13 protein-coding genes are annotated in these 22,449 nt (G+C 63.4%); 7 read left to right on the top strand and 6 right to left on the bottom strand.

Features of this window, described 5'->3' with window-relative positions:
- Nucleotides 1–122 precede the first annotated feature (122 nt).
- Both L8U58_RS08125 and L8U58_RS08130 read left to right on the top strand, forming a co-directional pair.
- Complete coding sequence (locus L8U58_RS08125) at nucleotides 123–1,739, top strand: AbgT family transporter (protein WP_192817076.1); 1,617 nt, start codon at nucleotides 123–125, stop codon at nucleotides 1,737–1,739.
- Nucleotides 1,740–1,912: 173 nt separating this feature from the next.
- The gene (locus L8U58_RS08130; RefSeq protein ID WP_269955100.1) at nucleotides 1,913–5,389 is read left to right on the top strand and encodes a bifunctional proline dehydrogenase/L-glutamate gamma-semialdehyde dehydrogenase; all 3,477 of its coding nucleotides are present in this window, start codon (nucleotides 1,913–1,915) and stop codon (nucleotides 5,387–5,389) included.
- Between the two features lie 45 nt (nucleotides 5,390–5,434).
- Here the strand turns inward: L8U58_RS08130 and prfB are convergent, their stop codons facing one another.
- Complete coding sequence (prfB, locus tag L8U58_RS08135) at nucleotides 5,435–6,568, bottom strand: peptide chain release factor 2 (protein WP_034969607.1); 1,134 nt, start codon at nucleotides 6,566–6,568, stop codon at nucleotides 5,435–5,437.
- 30 nt (nucleotides 6,569–6,598) lie between these two features.
- On the opposite strand from prfB, the gene L8U58_RS08140 reads away from it, so the two are divergent.
- Both L8U58_RS08140 and L8U58_RS08145 read left to right on the top strand, forming a co-directional pair.
- Complete coding sequence (locus L8U58_RS08140) at nucleotides 6,599–7,468, top strand: inositol monophosphatase family protein (RefSeq protein WP_043011467.1); 870 nt, start codon at nucleotides 6,599–6,601, stop codon at nucleotides 7,466–7,468.
- Nucleotides 7,469–7,542: 74 nt separating this feature from the next.
- Nucleotides 7,543–8,409 (top strand): inositol monophosphatase family protein, encoded by an 867-nt coding sequence (locus tag L8U58_RS08145; protein ID WP_043011506.1) that lies wholly within the window; start codon nucleotides 7,543–7,545, stop codon nucleotides 8,407–8,409.
- An 11-nt stretch (nucleotides 8,410–8,420) separates the two neighbouring features.
- Here the strand turns inward: L8U58_RS08145 and L8U58_RS08150 are convergent, their stop codons facing one another.
- Complete coding sequence (locus L8U58_RS08150; protein ID WP_269955101.1) at nucleotides 8,421–9,944, bottom strand: NAD-dependent succinate-semialdehyde dehydrogenase; 1,524 nt, start codon at nucleotides 9,942–9,944, stop codon at nucleotides 8,421–8,423.
- A 102-nt stretch (nucleotides 9,945–10,046) separates the two neighbouring features.
- On the opposite strand from L8U58_RS08150, the gene pgi reads away from it, so the two are divergent.
- Both pgi and L8U58_RS08160 read left to right on the top strand, forming a co-directional pair.
- Nucleotides 10,047–11,750, top strand: coding sequence for a glucose-6-phosphate isomerase (pgi, locus tag L8U58_RS08155; RefSeq protein WP_269955102.1), 1,704 nt, complete (start codon nucleotides 10,047–10,049; stop codon nucleotides 11,748–11,750).
- A gap of 1,165 nt (nucleotides 11,751–12,915) precedes the next feature.
- Nucleotides 12,916–13,179, top strand: coding sequence for a hypothetical protein (locus L8U58_RS08160; protein WP_269955103.1), 264 nt, complete (start codon nucleotides 12,916–12,918; stop codon nucleotides 13,177–13,179).
- 134 nt (nucleotides 13,180–13,313) lie between these two features.
- Here L8U58_RS08160 and L8U58_RS08165 read toward each other — a convergent pair whose 3' ends face one another.
- From L8U58_RS08165 to L8U58_RS08180, 4 genes are all read right to left on the bottom strand, one after another.
- Nucleotides 13,314–14,096 carry a neuraminidase gene (locus L8U58_RS08165; protein ID WP_269955104.1) on the bottom strand — a complete coding sequence of 261 codons (783 nt, stop codon included), beginning with the start codon at nucleotides 14,094–14,096 and terminating at the stop codon, nucleotides 13,314–13,316.
- 110 nt (nucleotides 14,097–14,206) lie between these two features.
- Entirely contained in the window at nucleotides 14,207–15,013 is an 807-nt protein-coding gene (locus L8U58_RS08170; protein WP_338078545.1) for a hypothetical protein, read from the bottom strand.
- A 769-nt stretch (nucleotides 15,014–15,782) separates the two neighbouring features.
- Nucleotides 15,783–16,628, bottom strand: a complete 846-nt coding sequence (locus L8U58_RS08175) for a DNA-formamidopyrimidine glycosylase family protein (RefSeq protein ID WP_269955105.1) — start codon at nucleotides 16,626–16,628, stop codon at nucleotides 15,783–15,785.
- On the bottom strand, nucleotides 16,621–21,636 hold the full coding sequence (locus L8U58_RS08180; protein WP_269955106.1) for a DEAD/DEAH box helicase: 5,016 nt from the start codon (nucleotides 21,634–21,636) through the stop codon (nucleotides 16,621–16,623). The genes L8U58_RS08175 and L8U58_RS08180 overlap by 8 nt, the downstream gene beginning before the upstream one ends.
- Before the next feature lie 34 nt (nucleotides 21,637–21,670).
- Here L8U58_RS08180 and L8U58_RS08185 point away from each other — a divergent pair, with 34 nt between their 5' ends.
- Nucleotides 21,671–22,435: a 3'(2'),5'-bisphosphate nucleotidase CysQ gene (locus L8U58_RS08185; protein ID WP_034969634.1), complete on the top strand. Its 765-nt coding sequence runs from the start codon at nucleotides 21,671–21,673 to the stop codon at nucleotides 22,433–22,435.
- Nucleotides 22,436–22,449 lie beyond the last annotated feature (14 nt).

A 22,449-nucleotide genomic window follows, 5' to 3' on the forward strand; every position in this document is an offset into this window, starting at 1 on the left:
AGCCACTTTCCTGCCGTTAGGGAGGCCAGATTGTAAAGTCACAATCTAATCCGGTTGAAGTCGGCGTCAATAGAAAGGCGCCTCCCCTACCCTCCTCGACAACCCGAGGGCAGAAAGAGTTCATGAGCGATACAAAGACCGACAACAACAGCAACCAACCCGGCGGCTTCCTAGGGAGCATCGAAAAGATCGGCAACAAGCTCCCCGACCCGTTCTGGCTGTTCGTCATACTCGGCGGGCTGGTGCTCGTCTCCAGCTTCATCTTCAACAAGCTTGGCCTGAGCGCCACGAACCCAGAAAGCGGCAAGAAGGTAGAGATCGTCAACCTGCTGAGTTCTGATGGGCTCAAGGAGATACTTTCCGGCGTGGTGGACAACTACGTCACCTTCCCACCGCTGGGCCTGATTATTACGGTCATGCTGGGCGTGGCCGTGGCCGAGCATTCTGGCCTAATCAGCGCGGTGGTACGCGCAACCGTCTCTAGAGTCGGACCGAAACTTCTGACCTTCGTAGTGGCTCTGGCAGGTGTGACGGGCTCCGTAGCCTCGGACGCGGTGTACGTGATCCTCATTCCGCTGGGCGCCGTTGCCTTCCGCGCAGTGGGGCGATCCCCGATCGTTGGCGCGATGGTGGCCTTTGCCGCATCCTCGGCCGGTTTTAACTCCTCGCTGGTCCTGAACATCACCGACGTGCTGTTGGGTGGAATCTCCACCTCGGCGGCCCACATCGTGGATGACAAATACCACGTCTCGCCGCTAGCCAACTACTTCTTCGTAGCCGTCAGCGCGGTCGTGTTGGCGCTGATCATCACGGCACTGACGGAGCTGTACATGAACAAACGTACCCAGGAGCTGGTGGACCACGACGAAATCGACTACTCGGAGGTCACCTTCAATACCGGCCGCGACGGCGATGACGCACTCGCTGGGGACGTACCGCAGGAGAAGATCACCGCCGCATTGAGGCTCGAGCCCGACGAGGCACGCGCACTAGGGACTACCGCTATCGTCGCCATAATCATGACGGCCATCTACTTTGCACTGCTGTTCGTTCCGGGATCACCGCTTCAAGGCGAAAACGGCGAGGTGATGTCCAGCCCTCTGATCACCGCAGTGGCTGTGCCCATCGGCGCTGCCTTCCTGATCCTCGGCCTGGTTTACGGGCTGGGCATTAAGTCCATCACAAAGGCCAGCGACGTTCCGGATTTCATGGCGCGCGGTTTGAAGACCCTGCTGCCGATGATGGTGCTGTTTTTCGCCGTCTCCCAGTTCCTGGCCTGGTTCAAGGCATCCAACCTGGGTGATTGGACCGCTATTAAGGGCGCGGAGCTGCTACAGAAGGCGGATCTGCCGCCGCTGTTGCTCTTCGGCGCCTTTGTAATCCTGGTAGCACTGGTGAACCTCTTCATTACCTCTGGTTCCGCCCAGTGGGCGCTGATGGCGCCCATCGTCGTGCCGATGTTCATGTACGTCGGCTACTCCCCCGAGGTCACCCAGATGCTATTCCGCATCGGCGATTCCCCGTCGAACATCATCACCCCGATGAGCCCGTACTTCGCCCTGGCTCTGACGTTCCTGCAGCGCTACTACAAGAAGGCGGGCATCGGTACCTTGATGTCACTGGCGCTGCCCTACTCCATCGCCATGCTGGTCGGCTGGTTCCTGTTCTTCGCGCTCTGGTGGATGGTCGGATTGCCACTGGGCCCCGGCACCCCAATGGACTACCCGGCAGCGCAGTAAGGACAACACCACAAGCAGCCTAAACCGCCCGCCACCACCCTCGATTCAAACAACAAGCCCCCACGGTAGCCCTAACGAAGTCAGATCGTTAGGGTGGGGAACAAACCCTGCACACCACTTGGTCAGGGGCCAACAGTGCGCCTTGGCCAACCAATGAAGAATTGAGGTCGGCGTTGCATAGCCAGGCTAATACTCCCCTACCAGATAGCTCCGATGTCGAAGCGGTGGTCACCAAGGCCATCCACCGCGCCGAACGTTGGCTGGAGATCGAGGAAACCTCGCCCTCCACCAAGCAGCTGGCGGACATGGTGCACGACCCGGACGGCGTGGAGTTCACATTCGCTTTCGTCGACCGCGTGGCCCGCCCAGAGGACAACCACGTTTCCGCCAAGGAGTTCGCCAAGATCGCCCACCCCTTCAAGCGCACCGCGCCGGTGCCGGGGTTCATGAACCTGGTTGATTCCTTCCTAGTGACCGCAGGATCCATCGCTGCTCCGATTCTGCCGAACATCGTTATGCCCATCGCGCGCTCCTACCTGCGCGCCACCGTCGGCCACCTGGTTCTGGACGCAGAGTCCAAGGCGCTGGATCGGATGCTGGAGGACTACCGCGACAAGGGCTTCCAGCTAAACCTCAACCTGCTGGGCGAAGCCGTTCTGGGCGAGGCCGAGGCGCAACGCCGCCTGGATAACACCATCGAACTGCTGAAGAATCCGCGGGTGGACTACGTGTCCGTCAAGGCTTCCTCCGTAGTCAGCCAGCTCAACCACTGGGATCTGGAAGGCTCCGCCGAGCGCCTGAAGGATCGCCTGCGCCCGCTGTACCGCGAGGCAATGAAGCGCAACCCGCACCCGTTCATCAACCTGGATATGGAGGAATACAAGGACCTCCACCTGACCATCAAAATCTTCACGGAGCTGATGGATGAGGAAGAATTCCGCGAGCTAGAAGCCGGCATCGTTCTGCAGGCTTACTTGCCCGATACCTTCGACGCACTTCAGCGACTCGCTGAGTTCGCCAAGGAACGTCGCGCCAAGGGCGGAGCGAAGATCAAGGTGCGCCTGGTGAAAGGCGCCAACCTTTCCATGGAGCGCGTGGATTCCGAGATCCACGACTGGCCGCAGGCACCCTACCTAACCAAGGCCGAGGTGGATGCGAACTACGTCCGCCTGCTGGACTGGGTTCTGCACCCCGAGCACGCGGACAACCTGCGCATCGGTGTGGCTTCGCACAACCTGTACCACCTGGCGCTGGCCCACGAGCTCTCGGTCGCCCGCAATGTGGAGCACCAGCTGGACGTCGAAATGCTGCAGGGCATGTCGCCCGCCCAGTCCGAGGCCGTGCGTGATGTCACCGGCAAGATGATCCTGTACACCCCTGTGGTGAAGAAGGAAGACTTCGACGTGGCCATCAGCTACCTGGTGCGCCGCCTCGAGGAAAACGGCGCGAAGCAGAACTTCCTCTACGCACTGTTCACCCCGGAGGATGACGAGACCGACATCACCGGCATGACCCCCATGCAGGGCCAGGAGCTGCGTTTTCGCAACTCCGTGCGCGACCGCTGGGATACGTTCGCCGGTCCGCGCCGCACCCAGAACCGACTGGAGGAAGAAGCTCAGCAGCTGGGCTGCCAGTCCGACGGCCTGCCAGGCAACTTCGTCAACGAGCCGGATACTGATCCCACCCTGCCTGCCAACCGCGAATGGGCACTGAAGATCGTCGATCCGTCCAGCGATCCTGGCCCCGCCCAGACCCCGGAGGTTACTGACCCTGCGGTTATCGACGCCGCCGTGGCGCGTTGCCGCGAGGCTTCCGAAACCTGGTCGCAGAAGACCGGCGCAGAGCGTGCGGAGCTGCTGGACCGCGCGGCGGACGCGCTGGCCAACAACCGTTCGAAGCTGATCTCGGCGGCAGTGTTCGAGGCCGGCAAGACCGTCGCAGAGACGGACCCCGAGGTCTCCGAGGCCATCGACTTTGCCCGCTACTACGCGGAGAGCGCCCGCCAGCTGGACCATGTGCGCGGCTCGGTGTTCACCCCGTACAAGTCCGTGGTGGTCACCCCACCGTGGAACTTCCCCATCGCCATCCCGCTGGGCGGTATCTTCGCCGCCCTGGCGGCCGGTTCCTGTGTGATCATCAAGCCCGCCCCGCAGGTGCTGCGCATCGCAGAGGTCTTCATCGGTATCCTGCGCGATGCCGGAATCACGGAGGATCTGGTGCAGCTGGTCAACGCCGACGAGGCCGAGGCCGGTAAGCGCCTGGTCAGCCACCCGGATGTGGAGTCCGTGATCCTCACCGGTGCTTCCGAGACTGCCAAGCTGTTCCGTGGCTGGAAACCGCGGATGGTTATTAATGCCGAGACCTCCGGTAAGAATGCGATCATCGTTACGCCGTCGGCCGACCCGGATTTGGCGGTGGCGGATATCTTCAAGTCCGCCTACGGTCACGCCGGCCAGAAGTGCTCCGCTGCCTCGCTGATCATCACCGTCGGATCCATCGGCAAGTCCAAGCGCTTCATCAACCAGCTGGTCGATGCCGTGCGTTCCATCAAGGTCGGCCCCGGCTCGGACATCTCCACTGTCATGAACGGTGTGATCGAAGCCCCGGGCGACAAGCTGCTGCGCGGCCTGACCGAGCTGGAGAAGGGCGAGAAGTGGCTGGTGAAGCCACGGAAGCTGAACGACGAGGGCACCCTGTGGTCCCCGGGCCTGCGCGATAACGTGAAGCCGGGCAGCTGGTTCCACACCCACGAGTGCTTCGGCCCGGTGGCGGGCATCATGCACGCCGAAACTCTGGACGAGGCCATCGAGTGGCAAAACTCCACCGGCTTCGGCCTGACCGGCGGCATCCACACCATCGATGTGGAGGAAACCGCCTATTGGCGCGAGCGCGTGGAGGTCGGCAATGCGTATGTCGAGCGCGGCATCACGGGCGCGATCGTACAGCGCCAGTCCTTCGGTGGCTGGAAGAACTCCGCCCTGGGCAGCGGTGCGAAGGCCGGTGGCCCGAACTACGTCGCTCAGCAGGGCGTGTGGACCGAAGGCGACCTCAGCGAGCTGGCTGCCGGTACCCTCCCGACCCACATCACCCAGTTGCTGCGTGAGATCCGTGGCCTGGGCTCCCCCGCCCTATCCAAGGACGACCACGTGTGGCTCCGCCGTGCAGCGGAATCGGACGCCTACGCGATGTCCACCGAGTTCGGCGTCGAACATGACAAGACCGCCCTGGTCGTGGAATCCAACGTGTTCCGCTACAAGCCTTTGCTCGAGCCGCTGCGCGTCCGCGTCTCCGAGGGCGCGAACCCGCGTGACCTGCTGCGCCTGAAGCTGGCCTCCGCGGCCACCGGCACGGAGCTGGATATTTCCGCCAACCCGGAGGTCGCCCGCGAGTGGGGCGAGCTGGGTGAGCAGATGCGTACGTCCTCCGACCGCGACTTCGCCGAGGAAATCGCCATCGCCCAGTCGGTTCGCGTCCGTGCCCTGGGCAATAGCCCAGAGGAGTTCTACGAAGCCGCGGCAAAATCCGGTTCGGTGATCCTGGATCAAGACGTGCTGCCCGATGGCCGCCGCGAGCTGCTACCCATGCTGCTCGAACAGGCGATCTCCACCACGGAGCACCGCTTCGGCTACATCCACGGCCTCACGCCTTAAGGCCCTGGAAGCGCCACAGGCGGCGCCGGGCTGCTGCCCAGCGCGCTAGGCCTGTGCTTCCTGTTGCTGCGCCATGCGCCAGCGGATGCCGGCCTCTAGGAACCCGTCAAGGTCACCATCCAGCACCTTGCTGGGGTCGTTGACCTCGACGTTCGTGCGCAGGTCCTTCACCATCTGGTACGGGTGCAGCACGTAGTTGCGCATCTGGTTGCCCCAGGAGTTCGAGCCGTCGCCCTTCAGCGCGTCCATCTCGGCCTGTTCTTCTTGACGCTTACGCTCCAGCAACTTCGCCTGCAGCACTCGCATGGCGGATGCCTTGTTCTGGATCTGCGATTTCTCGTTCTGGCACGTCACCACAATGCCGGTGGGGACGTGGGTCAGGCGCACCGCCGAGTCGGTGGTGTTCACCGACTGCCCACCGGGACCGGAGGAACGGTAGACGTCCACGCGCACATCGTTGTCGTCAATGTCGATGTGGTCGGTCTGCTCCACCACGGGCAACACCTCGACCTCGGCGAAGGAGGTCTGGCGGCGCCCCTGGTTGTCGAAGGGGGAAATGCGCACTAGGCGGTGGGTTCCCTGCTCCACGGACAGGGTGCCGTACATGTATTCGCCGTGGATGACGATGGTCGCGGACTTAATGCCGGCTTCCTCGGCGTAGGAGATGTCGTAGACCTCTACCTTGTGCCCGGCCTTCTCTGCCCAGCGGGTGTACATGCGCAGCAGCATCTCTGCCCAGTCGGCGGCATCCACGCCACCGGCGGCGCTGCGGATGTTCACCACGGCTTCGCGCTCGTCATACTCCCCCGACAGCATGGTCGTGACCTCTAGGGATTCGATCTCCTGGCGCAGTTCCGCGCGTTCCGCGTCGGCCAGCTGCACGGCCTCCTTGGCTGCGTCCGGGTCGTCCCCGGCTTCTTCTTCTGCCATGTCGTAGAGCACCGGCAGGTCGTCCAGGCGCTGGCGCAGACCCGTGACCTTCTTGAGTTTTCCCTGCACACGCGACAGTTCGGAAGTCACCTGCTGTGCGTGGTCCGGGTCGTCCCACAGGGAGGGATCTGCGGACTGATCTTCCAGCTCGCGGGCGCGATCGCCCAGCTCTTTGAGGTCCAGCACCTTCTCGATGGTGGTCAGGGTGCCGTCCAGGTCGCTTAGGTCTGCAGAAACTTCCGGTTGCATAATGCGCAAGTCTACCCGGCGGCATGCACAATGGAATGCATGGCTACTAACGGTAATGATTCTTCTTCCCCAATCCCCGAGGACATGTTGAACGCGATCATCAAGACGTTCATCGTGGCGCATGTCGACGATTCCGACCACCACCTGGCCCAGGCGCTGGTGTATAACGCTGGTCGACTGGCATGGCGGATGCGTCAGACGGGTGTGGATACGGAGCAGAAGACCTCCGTCAGCGATGTCGTCACGGCTGCCGATCGGGCAGCCGAGAAGTTCATTGCCGACGCGCTGCGCGCCATTCGCCCGGACGATGGTCTGTTGGGTGAGGAAGGCACGTCCGTGGAGTCGAAGTCCGGCCGCACCTGGGTCATCGACCCGGTCGATGGCACATACAACTTCACCACCGGCTCTGATTATTGGTGCTCCGCACTGGCTCTCGTCGAGGGTTCCCCCGAGGATCCGGATGCCCTGCTGTTCGGCGCCGTTCACCGTCCGGCGATGGGCTACACGTGGTTTGGTGGTCCGGATATTCCTACTACTCGTGACGCCAACCGTATCGACCTACCCAATACCGCAGCGGAACTGACCTGCCTGGGTGGCTACCTACACCCCACTGACATCGCGGACGCCACCCGCCTGAACAGCTGGACTGCCGTGGCTACGCAGTTTGCCACGGTGCGCATGCTGGGGTCTGCGTCCATCGACTTGGCTTGCGTGGCCGGTGGCGAGCTCGGCTGCTGGATGCAGCACAGCGTGGCCAGCTGGGATTGGTTGCCTGGGCGAGCTTTGGTCGAGGGAGCTGGGGGCGTCACTAAGAAGGAAGAAAAAGACGGCACTACCTGGTTCATTACCGGGGCGCCCGACGCAGTAGAGCAGGCAGCGGCGGCGTTGCGTGAGGCATAAAAGAGTCACAGCAATCACAACACTCCCAGAAGTCCCGTAGCTTAACTCGAGTCGACTGGGCTATCATGTGCCTCATGACGGACTCGGTATCCACCTATGCAGATGACCTCAACCTGGCGCTGACGCTGGCGGACGCGGCGGACACGATCACTATGACGCGCTTCGAAGCGAGCGACCTGAGCGTTGAATCGAAGCCGGACCTCACACCGGTCAGCGACGCGGATACCGCCGTGGAGAAGGAACTGCGGGAGATCATCGCCGCACACTGCCCGGACGATGCTCTGCTGGGCGAAGAGTTCGGTGGCGACGTCACCTTCGCCGGGCGCCAATGGGTCATCGACCCCATCGACGGCACGAAGAACTTTGTGCGCGGAGTGCCCGTGTGGGCCACACTGATCAGCCTGCTGGTAGACGGCAAGCCAGTGGTCGGTGTTGTGTCCGCGCCTGCACTAGGACGACGCTGGTGGGCAGCCGAGGGGGCCGGAGCTTGGCGACTGTTTAACACTCCGGCAAGCACCGGAACCAGCGCAGATGCAGCGCCGGCAAACGGTGGCTCTGTCGATGGCGGAGTACCGTCGGCGGGCGCGCGCCAACTGGGGGTTTCGAAGGTTGCGGATGTCGCGGACTCTTCCATCGCGATTTCCTCGCTGTCCGGCTGGGCGGACTGCGGCAAGCGCGAGCAGCTGATCAGCCTGACGGATTCCGCATGGCGCCTGCGCGGATACGGCGACTTCTGGTCCTACATGCTGGTCGCCGAAGGTGCGGTCGACATTGCCGCCGAGCCGGAGGTCAGCCTGTGGGACCTGGCCGCGCTGGTGCCGATTATCACGGAGGCTGGCGGGCGGTTCACCTCTCTGGACGGCGAGGATGGCCCGCACGGCGGCTCCGCTGTAGCCACCAACGGCTTGCTACACGAGGCCACGCTCGGCGCCCTGGCCTAAGAAGCCGGAACCTAGACGTCGAGCGCCAGGTAGACAGTGTCGAGGTACTCCTCGATCCCCTCGAATCCACCCTCGCGCCCAAGACCGGACTGCTTCACGCCGCCAAAGGGCGCCGCGGCATCCGATAGTGCGCCCCGGTTTACGCCGACCATGCCGGCCTCCATGCGCTCGGCAAAGAGCAGGGTCTTCTTCATATCCTCGCCCATCACGTAGCCAGCCAGGCCGAAGACAGTGTCGTTGGCGACCTTTAGTGCCTCCTCATCGCTGGAGACACGCTGGACGGCCGCGACCGGTCCGAAGATCTCCTGATTAGCGATCTCAAACTGTGGCGTCACCCCCGTCAGCACCGTGGCGGGATACCAGAAACCATTCGGGTCCAGGTCGGGGTGCGTCTCCCCCAGCTTTTCCAGCGCCTCATTGCCGCCGAGGGCGACGTGCGCTCCCTCCTCGACTGCCTTGGCTACCATGTCGCGAACACCGTCGCGCTGCTCCAGACTGACCAGCGGGCCCATAGTCGACTTCGGATCGGTACCGGGACCCATGACAAACTCGGCCATCTTCTGCACCAGACCGGCCTCAAACTCTTCCGCCAGGGACTCGTGAACGATGAAACGGTTGGCAGCCACGCAAACCTGGCCCGCGCCGCGCATCTTCGCAGCAATGGCTTGCTCCACGGCCTTGCCTACGTCCGCGTGTTCCAGCACAACGAAGGGCGCGTTGCCACCGAGCTCCAGCGACGTGCGGATCGTCTTCTGTGCCGCGGTGGCCGCCAGCGCCTGACCCACCTCCGTGGACCCGGTGAACGTCAGCTTCCGCAGGCGGTCATCATCCAACAGCACCGAGACGCGGCGGGCCGAGGACGTCGGCAACACCTGGAATACGCCATCCGGAATGCCAGCCATGCGCCCCAACTCCGCGAAGTAGAGCATCGTCAGCGGGGTCAGCTGTGCCGGCTTCGCGATCACGGTGCAGCCCGCCGCCAGCGCCGGAGCCAGCTTGCGGGTGACCATCGCCAGCGGGAAGTTCCACGGGGTGATGGCCAGCACGGGCCCCACCGGGCGGTGCGTGGTCACGATGCGTCCATTGCCCGCCGGAGCCACGCGATACTCACCGGTAATCGCCGCCGCCCGCTCGCTGAACCAGCGCAGATACTCGGCAGCATAGGTCACCTCGCCCTTGGAATCAGGCAGCGCGCGCCCCAGCTCCAGCGACTGCAGAGCCGCCAGCTGGTCGGCATGCTCGTGCACCAGGTCGAAGAGTCGACGCAGAATCTCGGAACGATCGCGCGGGGTGGATTCCGCCCAGTCCGCCTGAACCTCCACGGCCTTATCCATAGCCTCCCGCGCATCATCTTCTGTCGCTGCGGCGACATCTGCGAAAGGTTTCCCCGTGGCGGCGTCAATAACAGAAAAGACCTCGCCCGAAGAACCAGCGCGCCAGGCACCGCCCAAGAACAACCCCGTGGGCACATCGAAGGACTGCCCGGCCGCGTTCAGGGTAATGCTGAAACCAGAAGGAATGTTGAGTGAAGTCATGGAACCACATATACGCTTCTGCGCTGACCACCACGCGCCACCACCTTTTCCACTACGTTGGGAAGAGAGACTTGTAGCAACGAGAGGAGCCCGGCTGTGCCCATGCCAGAACAACGCGAATCTGCACATAAGACGCGGGAATGGAAGAAGCTCACCGAATACGCCGACGCGACGCGCGGCACCCAACTGCGAGAGCTCTTCACTGAGCAGCCGGGACGCTCCAGCGACATGACCTACAACGTCGGGCCACTGCACGTGGATCTGTCGAAGAACCTCATCGACGAACGTGGACTGCGCCTGCTGCTGGATCTGGCGCGCGCCCGCGGCCTTGAGGACTACCGCAGCGCCATGTTCGACGGCGAGCACATCAACACCACCGAGGATCGTGCCGTGCTGCACACCGCGCTGCGCATTCCGGTGGAGCGAGAGTTCAGTATTCCGGTTGGTGCGGGCTCGGACGAGACGCAGGACGTGGCAGCCGACGTTCACGCAGTGCTGGGCCGCATGCGCGACTTCGCCAAGGCACTGCGTTCCGGATCCTGGCAAGGCGTGACCGGGCACACCATCAAGCACGTCGTCAACATCGGCATCGGCGGCTCTGACCTGGGCCCGGCGATGGCCGCCCAGGCACTGCGCCCCTACATGACTGCTGGCATCACCCCGCACTTCATCTCCAACATCGACCCGGCGGACGTGGCCGGAACGCTCGACGGGCTGGATGCGGAATCGACCTTGTTCGTCATTGCCTCCAAGACGTTCACCACCTCCGAGACCCTGGCGAACGCCCACGCCGCGCGCCGTTGGCTGCTGCGCAACCTCGCCGATGCAGGTGTTGAGGTCGAGGGGGATGACGCCATCCGCGACATCACCGCCAAGCACTTCGTGGCCGTCTCCACCGCTGCGGAGAAGGTGCAGGAATTCGGCATCGACACGAATAACATGTTCGAGTTCTGGGACTGGGTAGGCGGCCGCTACTCCGTGGACTCGGCAATTGGCCTGTCGCTGATGGCCGCTATCGGCCCGCAGGACTTCATGCGTTTCCTGGAGGGCTTCCACGAGGTCGACGACCACTTCCGCACCGAGCCGCTGGAAATGAACATTCCGGTACTGATGGGCATGCTGGGCGTGTGGTACACCGACTTCCTGGGTGCGCAGTCGCATGCGGTGCTGCCATATTCCGAGGACATGGCGCGCTTCCCCGCCTACCTGCAGCAGCTGACGATGGAATCCAACGGCAAGTCCGTGCAGCTGGACGGCAGCCCGGTGGAGGTTCCATCCGGCGAGATCTACTGGGGCGAGCCCGGCACCAACGGCCAGCACGCTTTCTTCCAGCTGCTGCACCAGGGCACGCATTTGGTGCCTGCCGACTTCATCGGCTTTGTGAACCCGCACGACGATGCGGTGGCCGCCGACGGAACCACCAGCATGCACGACATGCTGATGTCCAACTTCTTCGCCCAGACCCGCGTGCTGGCCTTCGGCAAAAACGCCGAGGAGCTGAAGGAAGAGGGCGTGGCGCCCGAACTGATCCCCCACAAGGTGATGCCCGGCAACCGGCCGACCACCACCATCCTGGCGAACAAGCTGACCCCGAATACGCTGGGTGCGCTGATCGCACTGTACGAGCACATTGTCTTTGTACAAGGCGTGATCTGGGGCATCAACAGCTTTGACCAGTGGGGTGTGGAGCTCGGCAAGAAGCAGGCAAGTGCGCTGTTGCCTGCGGTTACTGGCGCTGAGCGTAGTGACGCCGGCGACTCCTCCACCGACGACCTCATCACCTACTACCGCCAGCACCGGGTCTAGCGGTTAGCTGGGGCGGCTTGCCTCTCGGTTTCCCGACCCGGTTTCCCCGCCCCCTGGTCTGCCCGACTCCCCTACTGTCCGGCAGGCGGGGGTGCACCATCCGGACGCCCGCCTCCCCCTGCTCCTAGATGTCGGAAATGTTGCAGAACGTTCTTGGAACCCATTTCTATCTACATATAAGAGCTGGTCAGGAAGTTGCAGCGATGGAGAGGTGGGCGTCAACAAAAAAGAATTGCAACAATTCCGACATTTTGCGCCCCAGGTCATACCCCAGCGCTCAGAAGAAATGCCCCGCGGGCTAACGCTGGCGCCCGATTAATCGATATCCCTTACGAAACCTGTTTCCCGCGGCTTACTTCGGCATCTTCCGGCCCATTAGCGCCGCGCGGGACGCAGCGTCTTTGTGAACGTTCGAATCCTCCAGAAAGGAATACTTCCCCATGAAGGTTCGCAAGACTTTGGCGGTAGGCATCGCAGCGGCATCGATCTCCGCAGGCGTAGCTGCGCCGGCACAGGCAGCGGCGCCAAAGCCCGCGCTATCCCAGCAAGCTGCTGAGTCCGAACACTACTCCCCCATTACAGGCTCCCTGAGGATAGCGCCCGTCTTTCTAGCCTCTCCCATTGTTCTTCCAGCCGCTCTACTGTACGCGATTTGGGTTCGCCTGAACCCCGGCCTCGGTTAGGCCAACGCCCGCCCCACCGCAGTACATGGGGTGGGCAGGCGCCGGTTTCGGCGTCTCCCCACCCTGACTAGCTCCCGGCCTCTGGCCTAGCCCTGTCCGCCGGCCTGTCCGGCCCTAGACCGACCCTAAAATGTCGGAAACGTTGCACTTCCGTAAGGCAAATGTCGGAAAACTTGCAAAACGTTCTTGCAAACCATTTCCAGCTACACATAAGGGCTGGTCAGGAGGTTTTAGAGGCGGAACAGGTGGCGTCGATAAAAAAGAAATGCAACATTTCCGACATTTAACCCTCAAACCCGCACCCAAAATCGTCCTACGGGGTGGCCCCATCGCACAAAATAATTCAGCGGAATACCTAGACGGCTAACGCTGGGGCTCCGGTGATCGATTTCACTTACGAAACCTGCTTCCCCATGGCTGGTTTTTGACTTGTTTTCGACTTGTTTTGACTACACGAATCCTCCAGAAAGGAATGCTTCCCCATGAAGGTTCGCAAGACTTTGGCGGTAAGCATCGCAGCGGCATCGATCTCCGCAGGCGTAGCTGCGCCGGCACAGGGAGAAGCGACCACGCCGCAGACTGCGCAGGTGGCACAGGCTGCCCCGACGGAACGCACCCCGTCCCCCACGTCGTCACTCTCTAACATCGCACCTGGATGGTTCAGCTTGCTGCTCGCACCAGGCTTCCTGTTGATCACCGCGATTCGCGTCCTGTTGAAGGGTGAATCGAACTGGATGCTTCCTTAGCAAAGGTAGGCACTAAACCCAGACCCTTTCAGGGCACGGAATAAGCGCACTAAGGCTCCCCGCTGATGCGGGGAGCCTTAGTTTCGTTTAAACGGAGTTAGCCGTTCAGATCAGGGATCCGTTCAGAGATCAGACTAGAACAGGCCCTTGGTCGGCTTGTGCATAACGTCGGTAGTGGTGACCTCACGGGAGTCAACGTTCTGGTCGTTAGAGGTGGACTTGTCCTCCTCCAGGCGACCGGTCTGGGTGACGGTGATGTAGTTCACCAGGCGACCCAGCTTGGTCTTGCCATCGCCGAAGTTCAGGTTCGCCAGCAGCTGGGAATCACCCGGGTTGACCGGGTTGGACAGGGTGACCTCGAAGCTGCGAACAGACTTTTCCTTGTCGAAGCCCAGGTCACGGGTGTATGCACCGTTGAACCAGCCCGGGGTGATCAGGCGGTCAACGCCCTTCGGACCCTTCTCAGTGTGCACGTCGATGCGGAAAGTAGTAGCCGGGAAGTCCTGGTAGTAGATCTCGGAGCCAACGTTCTTGGCAGAGATGGAGACCAGGCCTGCGAAGCCAGCGGACTTGCCAGCAGCGACGCGGATCTCCGGCTTCAGGTCGTACTTCTCGCCAGACTGCTCGGCCTCGTCCTTAGCCGGCTTCTCAGCGGCATCGCCAGCGGGCTTCTCAGCCTCGGCGTCCGCGGCGGGCTTCTCAGCCTCGGCGTCCGCGGCGGGCTTCTCAGCCTCAGCGTCCGCGGCCGGCTTCTCAGCCTCAGCGTCCGCGGCCGGCTTTTCAGCCTCAGCGGTAACGACATCATGGTTGAAGCCAGGGTCAACAACGTCTTCAGCGAATGCGTTGCCAGCGCCTGCGAAAGCGGTGGTCACGCCAATGGCAGCAGCGAGGGTCAGGGAAGCTGCGTTCTTCTTCATGTGAGGGGTTCCTTACTTAGTAGGTGCAGGTGAAGGGGCATGGCCTGCGAAAGCTAGGAGGGGTGGTTCAATCCCCTTCGAACCTGCTGGATATTCTGCGAGAAAAGGGTTTACGCGTCGGCGTTCTCGGCCGGCTTGTTTGCAGCCTCGTCGGCCGGCTTTTCAGCTGGCTTCTCGGCCGGCTTCTCGGCCGGCTTCTCAGCGTCCTCCGGCTTCGCCGGAACAGCGGAGTCAGCCGGGTTGGCGTACAGCTTCACGTTGACCTGGTTCTTAATCGGGGTCAGCGCGATCCACGGGGTCGGGGTGGACCAGGTGCCGTTTGCCTTGCAGAACTGCTGGGTACCGGTCATCTTGATGGTGCGGAAGCCGTAGGTAGCCTCACCGGTGTGGCCAGCCGGAACATCGTACGGGCCAACGGTCTGGCCGACGTTCCAGCTCAGGGAGTAGGAAGCCTCAGCGCCGATTTTCTTAGCCAGCTCGTAAGCGATGCCGACGCTGCCCTTGGACTCCTTGCCGGATGCTTCGCCGCCCAGGTTCACGCTGGTGGTCTCGGTACGGTCACCCTTGATGCTGATGGAGATGGTCTGCGTCTTGGACAGCTCCTGGGTCAGCGGGATGGTGTTCTTGGACTGGTTGGTGGCAGAGATGGTGCCAGCCGGGGTGAACTTGTCGTCAACCTTGTAGACGACGGTGCGGTAGTCCTCGCCGGAGTTGCAGACCGGGTGCGGGTTCAGGATGTTTGCCTTGATGTGATCGCTGCCGTGGGTGGTGTTAACAATCGGCAGGGTGGGGTTCAGCTTCGGGGTTTCCGGGTAGTGCTCTTCCTTGGTGATTGCGGTTGCCGGGGATGCTACCGCTGCAGCCACGATGGCAGCAGCGGCGGCTGCGCTTGCGCCGTTCTTCCACAGGTTCTTCATGTTTGTGCTCCTCTTGCACGCCACCGACCGAAGAATGCGGGCTGGTGAACCCGCACTGGCGACGAGGTGCGTTGGTGATGCTGCGAGCCGCACGCCCAAGGGAAGCAGTGCCGACACTTTCTGCACGTTCACTTTTGCGAGTTCACGTTTGCAGCAGCTGCCTCGGGGTACGCCGTACGCACGTCGCCGAAAGGTGCGAGGTTTCGGCCAGGTGGCTTTAGTTTTGAATCCGATTAAGGGGTGCCCTCTCCCCGGTAACGCATGGCATTTGTGAGGACCACGCCGCACCAGGGCTCTGAGTGACGAGATTCAACTTTAAACCCTCCCCAACAGGAATTGTTCGACAATTCGACGCCCCAATGCACCGCATTCAACCCCTAATTAACCGCACGTTCACCTTCTGTTAACCCCTTGAAACTTAATCAACCCTTAAACCCTGTCTTAGGTAAGCAAAAATCTGAAACCATTATCACTATGCGACCACTCACCCCACCCCTCTATGAAACTTTGCCAACCCTTACCCTCAACACCCAAAACCACGAGAAACCAACACCCCGCCTGCACCCACCGCACCCTGTTCTTAAAAAATAAGAAAACCAACCCCCTTTTGTGGTCAAAAATTCCTCACCCTCAACCCGTCCTCAACCCCGTAACCACCTGACTAGTGAACTTTAAGTGAACTCTCTCCACCTGCACTTTTATCCTGCACCCACCTGCAATATCACCCCATTCCGGGGGTGTTTGGTGCGTTAAGCTACCCCCGTCACCGCTACTCCCCCTGGCATTGCGAGCACCACCAAATTATTCGTTCCAACTCTGCGGCATCCACGTCCGGATCCCCGCCGGCCGACGGCCCACCCAGCGTCGCCTGTTGAATCGCCGTCCCGCAACGCCTGCACGCCTTGCCCGCACGCCCGAACACCCACGTCCCCTGCCCCGGCCGCCGATCACCGGTGAATACGCGGTGCGGTTCAAGGCGGTTGTCCCACATCACTCGCCGCGCTAGGTCTATTGCCTTTTGGACGCCACCTTCCCCGACCTTCCCCACTGTCACCTTCGGGTGCATCCCCACTAAAAACATCACCTCGGCACGATACTCGTTGCCAATTCCAGCGACGTTCTTTTGGTCCAGCAGTGCCGCACCGAGGGGCCTTTCCGGCCGCTGCATTATCCGCGCGATAGCTTCGTCCCTGCCGCTAACTGTCCAGTCCTCCGCCAGGATGTCCGGGCCCAGATGAGCCACGACCTGCGGGTAGTCCTCAAAACGAAATACCCGCACGAATCCCAGGCTGTGCCCCACAATTTCTATCTCTGGGCCGCCTGCGTGCTGGGGGCTAAAGCGCAGCACAATGCGGGCGGTGTGGCCAGGCCGGCGCCAGCGCTGCCCCGCACGATGGATCGCCCACACGCCTTCCATCTTCAGGTGGGTGTGGATCACCCGTTGCCCAATGTGCATGAACAGGTGTTTGCCGTAGGGCCACACCCGGTGAACTTTCTCGCCGTCGAAATTCAGGGTGGCGAACCTGGGCACGCGAATGTCGGTATGCCGAACTGTCCGGCCTGCCATCCATTGCAGGCGGTTGGATAGCTGCAGTACGGAATCACCCTCAGGCACGGATGCTCAACCCCTTCGGGGTCAGTCGCGCACCGGCTGCCACCCAGTCGGTGGTGGCGATGTCCATTACCGACGATCCGTTGATCTTCTCCACGGTCACGGGGCTCAACCGTCCGGCACCGATGGCCTCCCGAATCGCCCTCACAATCAGATCTATCTGTGCAGCTGGGGCGCCCAGGGGTTCCGACGTGGCGTCGTTAAATTCGGGGCGAGCAAAAAGAACCAGGTTCTTGCCGCCGCGCGACAGATAGGCCTCGGCGCGTCCGGCGGCGACAATGATCATCGCCCCAGCAGCGCGCGTGGGCGCCATTGCCGAACCGTTAGGGTGCGCGACTTCCGGCCACGGCAGCGTAGAGCCGAAGGGGTTCGCTGGATCCAGAACCGACAGCAGCTGGGGTGCGGAATCGGTAACGGTGCGACTGTCCTGGGAGCGCCGCAGCTGGGAGATCACGTCGCGCGGGGCGAACTGCGCGCCGCCGAGCCCCTCTACGATGTACCCGCGCAGCACCTCGCCGGAATCTTCCCACGCGCTAAGGGTGCGGTAGGCCTCTGCGAAACCTCCGTCGGATTTCTCTGTAACGACGGCCCCGCGGGTGACTACGGCGTAGCGGTCGATCCAGGCCTCGGAGCGGATCAGTGCCAGCTCGGTGGCGTCGGCCGTGCTAGCCCCAGCGTCCCCAACACCACCCGGCACAGCGCCAACCGGCACAGCGCCACCCGGCACCGCCGACCAGCGCCCCGGCACCGAGGAATGCGCGTTCATCGCCCGCCGAGCCGCCCGCGCAAACCCGCTGCGCCCCATCCGCACCCGGCGCGCCGAACCCCGCCCCTGGTTCCGCCGTGGCGCGCGGTGGGCCTGCTTGCCCGTCGAACCGGCCTCCACCAGCCGCGCCCGCAGAGCCGCAAAGCTATCGGGTACGACCAGCCCTGCATCGAAAAGCTCCCACAGTGCCGCGTCGACCTCCGCGTGATCCGCCCCGGTCGCCGACTGCAGCTCAGCCGCCAGGAACGCACCGCCGCGCTGCAGGTGCTGGAGGATCTGGATAGCGACCATATTCTGGACGCCACGCTCCAGCTCCTCCCCGTTCAGCAGAAACTCGGCCGTGTCCGCAGGCATGAAGCTCACCCAGGCGTCCTTGGCACCGGCCTGGCCGGAGCCGACAGCCAGAACCTCGCCGGTGCTCAGGAGTTCATCCAAATCGCCCGGCTGATAGTCGGGAATGCGGGCGGGCAGCACCAGGGTTTCCCAGGCGCTGGCGGGGATCGGCACTCCCGCGAGTTGTTCCAGAACGCTGGCTAGTTCCTCGCGCTGCATCTGGCCCAGGCCGTGCCAGTCAGCCAGGAATTGTGCGTAGGTCTGCTGGGTCACGGGTTCCAGCGCGCCGCGGGCGGCTGCCAAGGTCGCCGAGCGTAGGCGGCGGAGCATCCCCGTATCCACGTACTGCGTTTCCGCCTGCGATTCTGCGCCGGTACCGGCTGCAGGGGCGGAAGCGGTGGCGTCATTCGGAAAGTCACCGTCAAGAAAGACAAAGTGCCCCGCAGCCAAACGGCGCTGCGTTCCCTGTGCGCGTGCGCCTTCGGTCCACCGGGCCAGCAGTGCGTCGGCGGTCGCGCGCCCCAGGCCGAACTCCGCGGCGGCCTCGGTAGCGGTGGTGGGCCCGCGGTTTTTCATCCACCGCAGCAATAGTTGGTCGATGGCATTGTCCACCTGATCCACCTGCTCGGCAGCGATTGCCACGCCGGGAGGGACGGGCACGCCCAGGCCGTCGCGCAGCAAGGCCATGTCCTCGACAGCGGCGAGCTTCAACTGGCCGCCAAAGTTCACTTCCATCAACCGGGTGGGGATCAATGCGCGCAGCTCAGCAAGGCTATCCTCCACCGTTCCAGCCCAGGGTTCGATGCGTTCGCGCACCCCGTCCAGACTCAACGGCCCGAGGGCGCGCAGCATGTCCACAGCTTGTTCCACACTGCTGGCCTGGCGCCCTTCAGACTTCCACTGTGCGGCCTCGACCACGCGCCGCACCGCGACCGGATCTAAGGCCATACCTTCCTCGCGGGTGCCCAGGACCTTCGCCAGTAAGGCGGGATCTACGGCCAGGGCGGCGGCACGCTCGGCGGAATCGCCCTCGTACATAAAGGCGCTGGTGTAGGTGAACAGTAGGGATTCGGCAAAGGCACTCGGGGATTCGGTGGTGACCTCCGCCAGACGCACGCCGCGCTGGCTACCCGCGCTCTGCTGACCCGGCGCGCTCTGCTGCCCCGGCGCAACCTGCTGGCCCAGCCCCGCCACGAGGTTCTTCAAGAAGTCCAGGTTGTACACGTCGTGTACACACTCGCGCATGGTCTCCACCATGACGGGAAACTCGGGGTGTTCGCGGGCCACATCCAGTAGCTGGGCGGCGCGCTGGCGTTGCTGCCACAGTGGCTGACGCTTGCCGGGGTTGCGCCGCGGCAGCAGCAACGCGCGGGCCGCGCACTCGCGAAAGCGGGCGGCAAACAGCGCAGAGGATCCAACTTCCTCCATCACATCCGCCAGAGTGGCCTCCGCCCGCTCGGAGCCGCCATAGCCATGTTCACCGAGCAGCAGCTCCATTCCCGGTGGTTCGTCCGAATACGGCAGGCGCAGCACCATCCCGTCGTCCCCGGCCACGGCCATCGCATCAATGCCCATCCGGCGGTTCAGCTCCGCCCCCAACGCCAACGCCCACGGGGCGTTCACCCCGCGTCCGAACGGAGTGTGCACCACCACTCGCCAGTCGCCAATATCGTCGCGGAAGCGCTCGATCAGCACAGTCCGCTCGTCCGGGATGATCCCGGCGGAATCCTTCTGTTCCTGGTAGTAGGCATCCAGGTTGGCGCGGGTGTGGGCGTCCAAAAAATCGGCCGAGCGAATGTCCGACAGAGTGCCGGTGCCCCAGGTGCGGCGGTGCTCGCCGATGGCCTGGCCAAGCTCCACGGGGCGACCCGCGGCATCGCCCACCCAGAACGGCAAGCGGCCAGTGTGGCCGGCCGCCGGGGCAACAATCACCTGGTCACGGTTGATTTCCAGGATCCGCCAGCTGCTCGCACCCAGGGTGAATACGTCTCCGACGCGGGACTCATAGACCATCTCCTCGTCCAGCTCGCCAACGCGCCGCGCACCGTCGTTGTCGCCGGCGGCCAGGAACACTCCGAACATTCCGCGGTCCGGGATCGTGCCACCGCTGGTTACCGCCAGGCGTTGCGCACCGGGGCGAGCCTCCAGAGTTCCAGCGACGGGGTCGTAGATCGCGCGGGCCTTCAGATCCGCGAAGTCGGTGGATGGGTAGCGGCCGCTGATCATCTCGATCACGCCGTCGAAGGCCTCGCGCGGCAGCGTGGAATAAGGGTGGGCGCGGCGGACAACGCGCCACCACTCCTCAACATCCAGCGTGCCTGCGCTGCCCGTGCCCGCCTGCACGGTCGCCGCCACCGTCTGCTGCGCCAGTACGTCCAGCGCATTATGCACCACATTCAGCGGCTCCAGCTCCCCCTTCAGCAGCCGATCCACCACGACCACCGCGGCTTCGGCGTCCTGCTTATGCAGCGGGTAGATCGTCGCGTGGCTGGTCGCGCCCACGGTGTGCCCGGCGCGGCCACACCGCTGCACCGCCGAAGCCACCGACGGCGGCGCGCCGACCTGCACCACGTGATCCACCAGCCCCATGTCGATGCCCAACTCCAGCGAACTCGTCGCCACCACGCAGCGCAGCTCGCCGGATTTCAGCGCCGCCTCGATGTCGGCGCGTTCGTCCTTGGAAACCGACCCGTGGTGCGCCCGCGCGACACCTGCCCCGTCCATCCCCCGCACCGCCTCGGACTGCGCCATCAACTGCGCCGGGTCGCGCCTGGTCGGGGCAGCCAACGAGTCGGGGGCGTACTCCTTGGCCCATTCCTCGTTCAGCGCCCCGGTCAGCCGCTCGGCCGCGCGCCGGGAGTTCACGAACACCAGTGTGGAGCGGTTCTCCATCACCTGCCGGTAGATCGCGCGCTGCACGTGCGGCCATACGCTCTTCTGCTGCGGCAGCGCGGATTCTTTGTCCACCCCACTGGCCACGCGCGCGCCCGACCCGTTCTGGGTGCTGCCGCCCAGTCCTTCGCCGATGAGGCTAGGGCCGAGCAGTGCTTCATCTACTAGTGCCCCGTCTACTAGTTCTTCCTCTGTCTCTTTTGCTGACGCCCCTTCCTCCGCCACCTCATACTCCGCCAACGCAACATCTTCAGCCGCGGGAGGATCCTGGAAGTCCTCCACCACACTCGTCACCTGCACATCCCACGACTTCGGCTGCTCGGGGTTCACCACCGTTACCGGCCGGTCGCCGCCCAGGAAGCTGGCGACCTTATCCACGGGATTCACCGTCGCCGACAGGCCGATGCGCTGCACCGCCCGGCCCGTCAGCATCTCCAGCCTCTCCAACGACAGCGCCAGGTGTGTACCGCGCTTGGTGCCCGCCACCGCGTGCACCTCATCCACGATGACGGTTTCCACATTCGCCAGCGTGGCCGCGGCCTTGCCGGTCAGCATCAGGTACAGCGATTCGGGCGTGGTCACCAGAATCTCCGGCGGGTTCCGCAGCAGCTTGGAGCGCTCCGACTGCGGAGTATCGCCACTACGCACGCCCACCCGCACCGGCGCACTCGCCTGCCCCATTGCGTCGGCCACCCGCGAGATTCCAGCCAGCGGAGCTGCCAGATTCCGGCTGACGTCTACACCCAAAGCTTTAAGCGGGGAAATATACAGAACCTTGGTGGGACTGGACTTTTCTGGCGTGGTGGCGTCATTAAAAAAAGATCCCCCAGATAATCGCGACAGCGACCATAAAAAAGCCGCCAGGGTTTTACCCGATCCCGTCGGCGCCACCACCAAAGCATTCTGACCTGCGGAGATAGCCTTCCACGCCTGCGTTTGCACGACCGTCGGCTCGGCGAAAACGTCCCGGAACCACGCTGCAACGGGGGCATAAAAGGAATCCAGCGGGTCAACAGCCATGTGACCATTTAAACAGACCGCTAAAGTATGAACTATGACGGCTGAACTCAATGATGCGACGCTGGCCCAGAGACTCGCGCAGGGCACCGGGGAGATCCTCAAAGGCGTAAGAAACGTAGGTCTGCTCCGCGGCACCGAACTGGGCAAAGCGGGCGACGCGCTGGCACAGGACTGGATCGCCCGATCCCTGATCCAGCACCGCCCGAACGATGCGATGCTGTCCGAGGAAGCCGAGGACGACCTCACGCGCCTCGACAACGACCGCGTGTGGATCATCGACCCGCTCGACGGCACCCGGGAGTACGCCGGTGGTCGCCAGGACTGGGCCGTGCACATCGCGCTGGCGGAAAAGGGCAAGATCGTCCAAGCCGCCGTGGGCATGCCAGACCTGGGGCGGGTGTTCAGCAGCTCGGAGGTTCGCGCCGTAGAAGGTGCCCGCACGAACCGCCTGGTTATCAGCCAAAACACCACCCCCGCAATCGCAGAGTTCATCGCCGAGGATCTGGGCATGGAGCTGGTGACCATGGGATCCTGCGGCGCCAAAGCCGTCTCCGTGATCCTGGGCGATAACGATGCCTACGTGCACGCCGGTGGCCAGTACGAGTGGGATAACGCCGCTCCGGTGGGCATCGCCCAGGCCGCTGGTCTGCACACATCCCGCCTGGACGGCACCCCGCTGCGCTACAACTGCGAGTCCCCCTACCTGCCGGATCTGGTGATTTCCCGCCCCGACCGTGCCGACGAGATCCTGGCCTCCGCCGCGAAGTTCCACGACAAGCACGGCGCTTATTCGCTGTAGCCCTTCGAGCCCTC

It is taken from the genome of Corynebacterium macclintockiae (assembly GCF_027570165.1).
Taxonomy (GTDB): Bacteria; Actinomycetota; Actinomycetes; order Mycobacteriales; family Mycobacteriaceae; genus Corynebacterium; species Corynebacterium macclintockiae.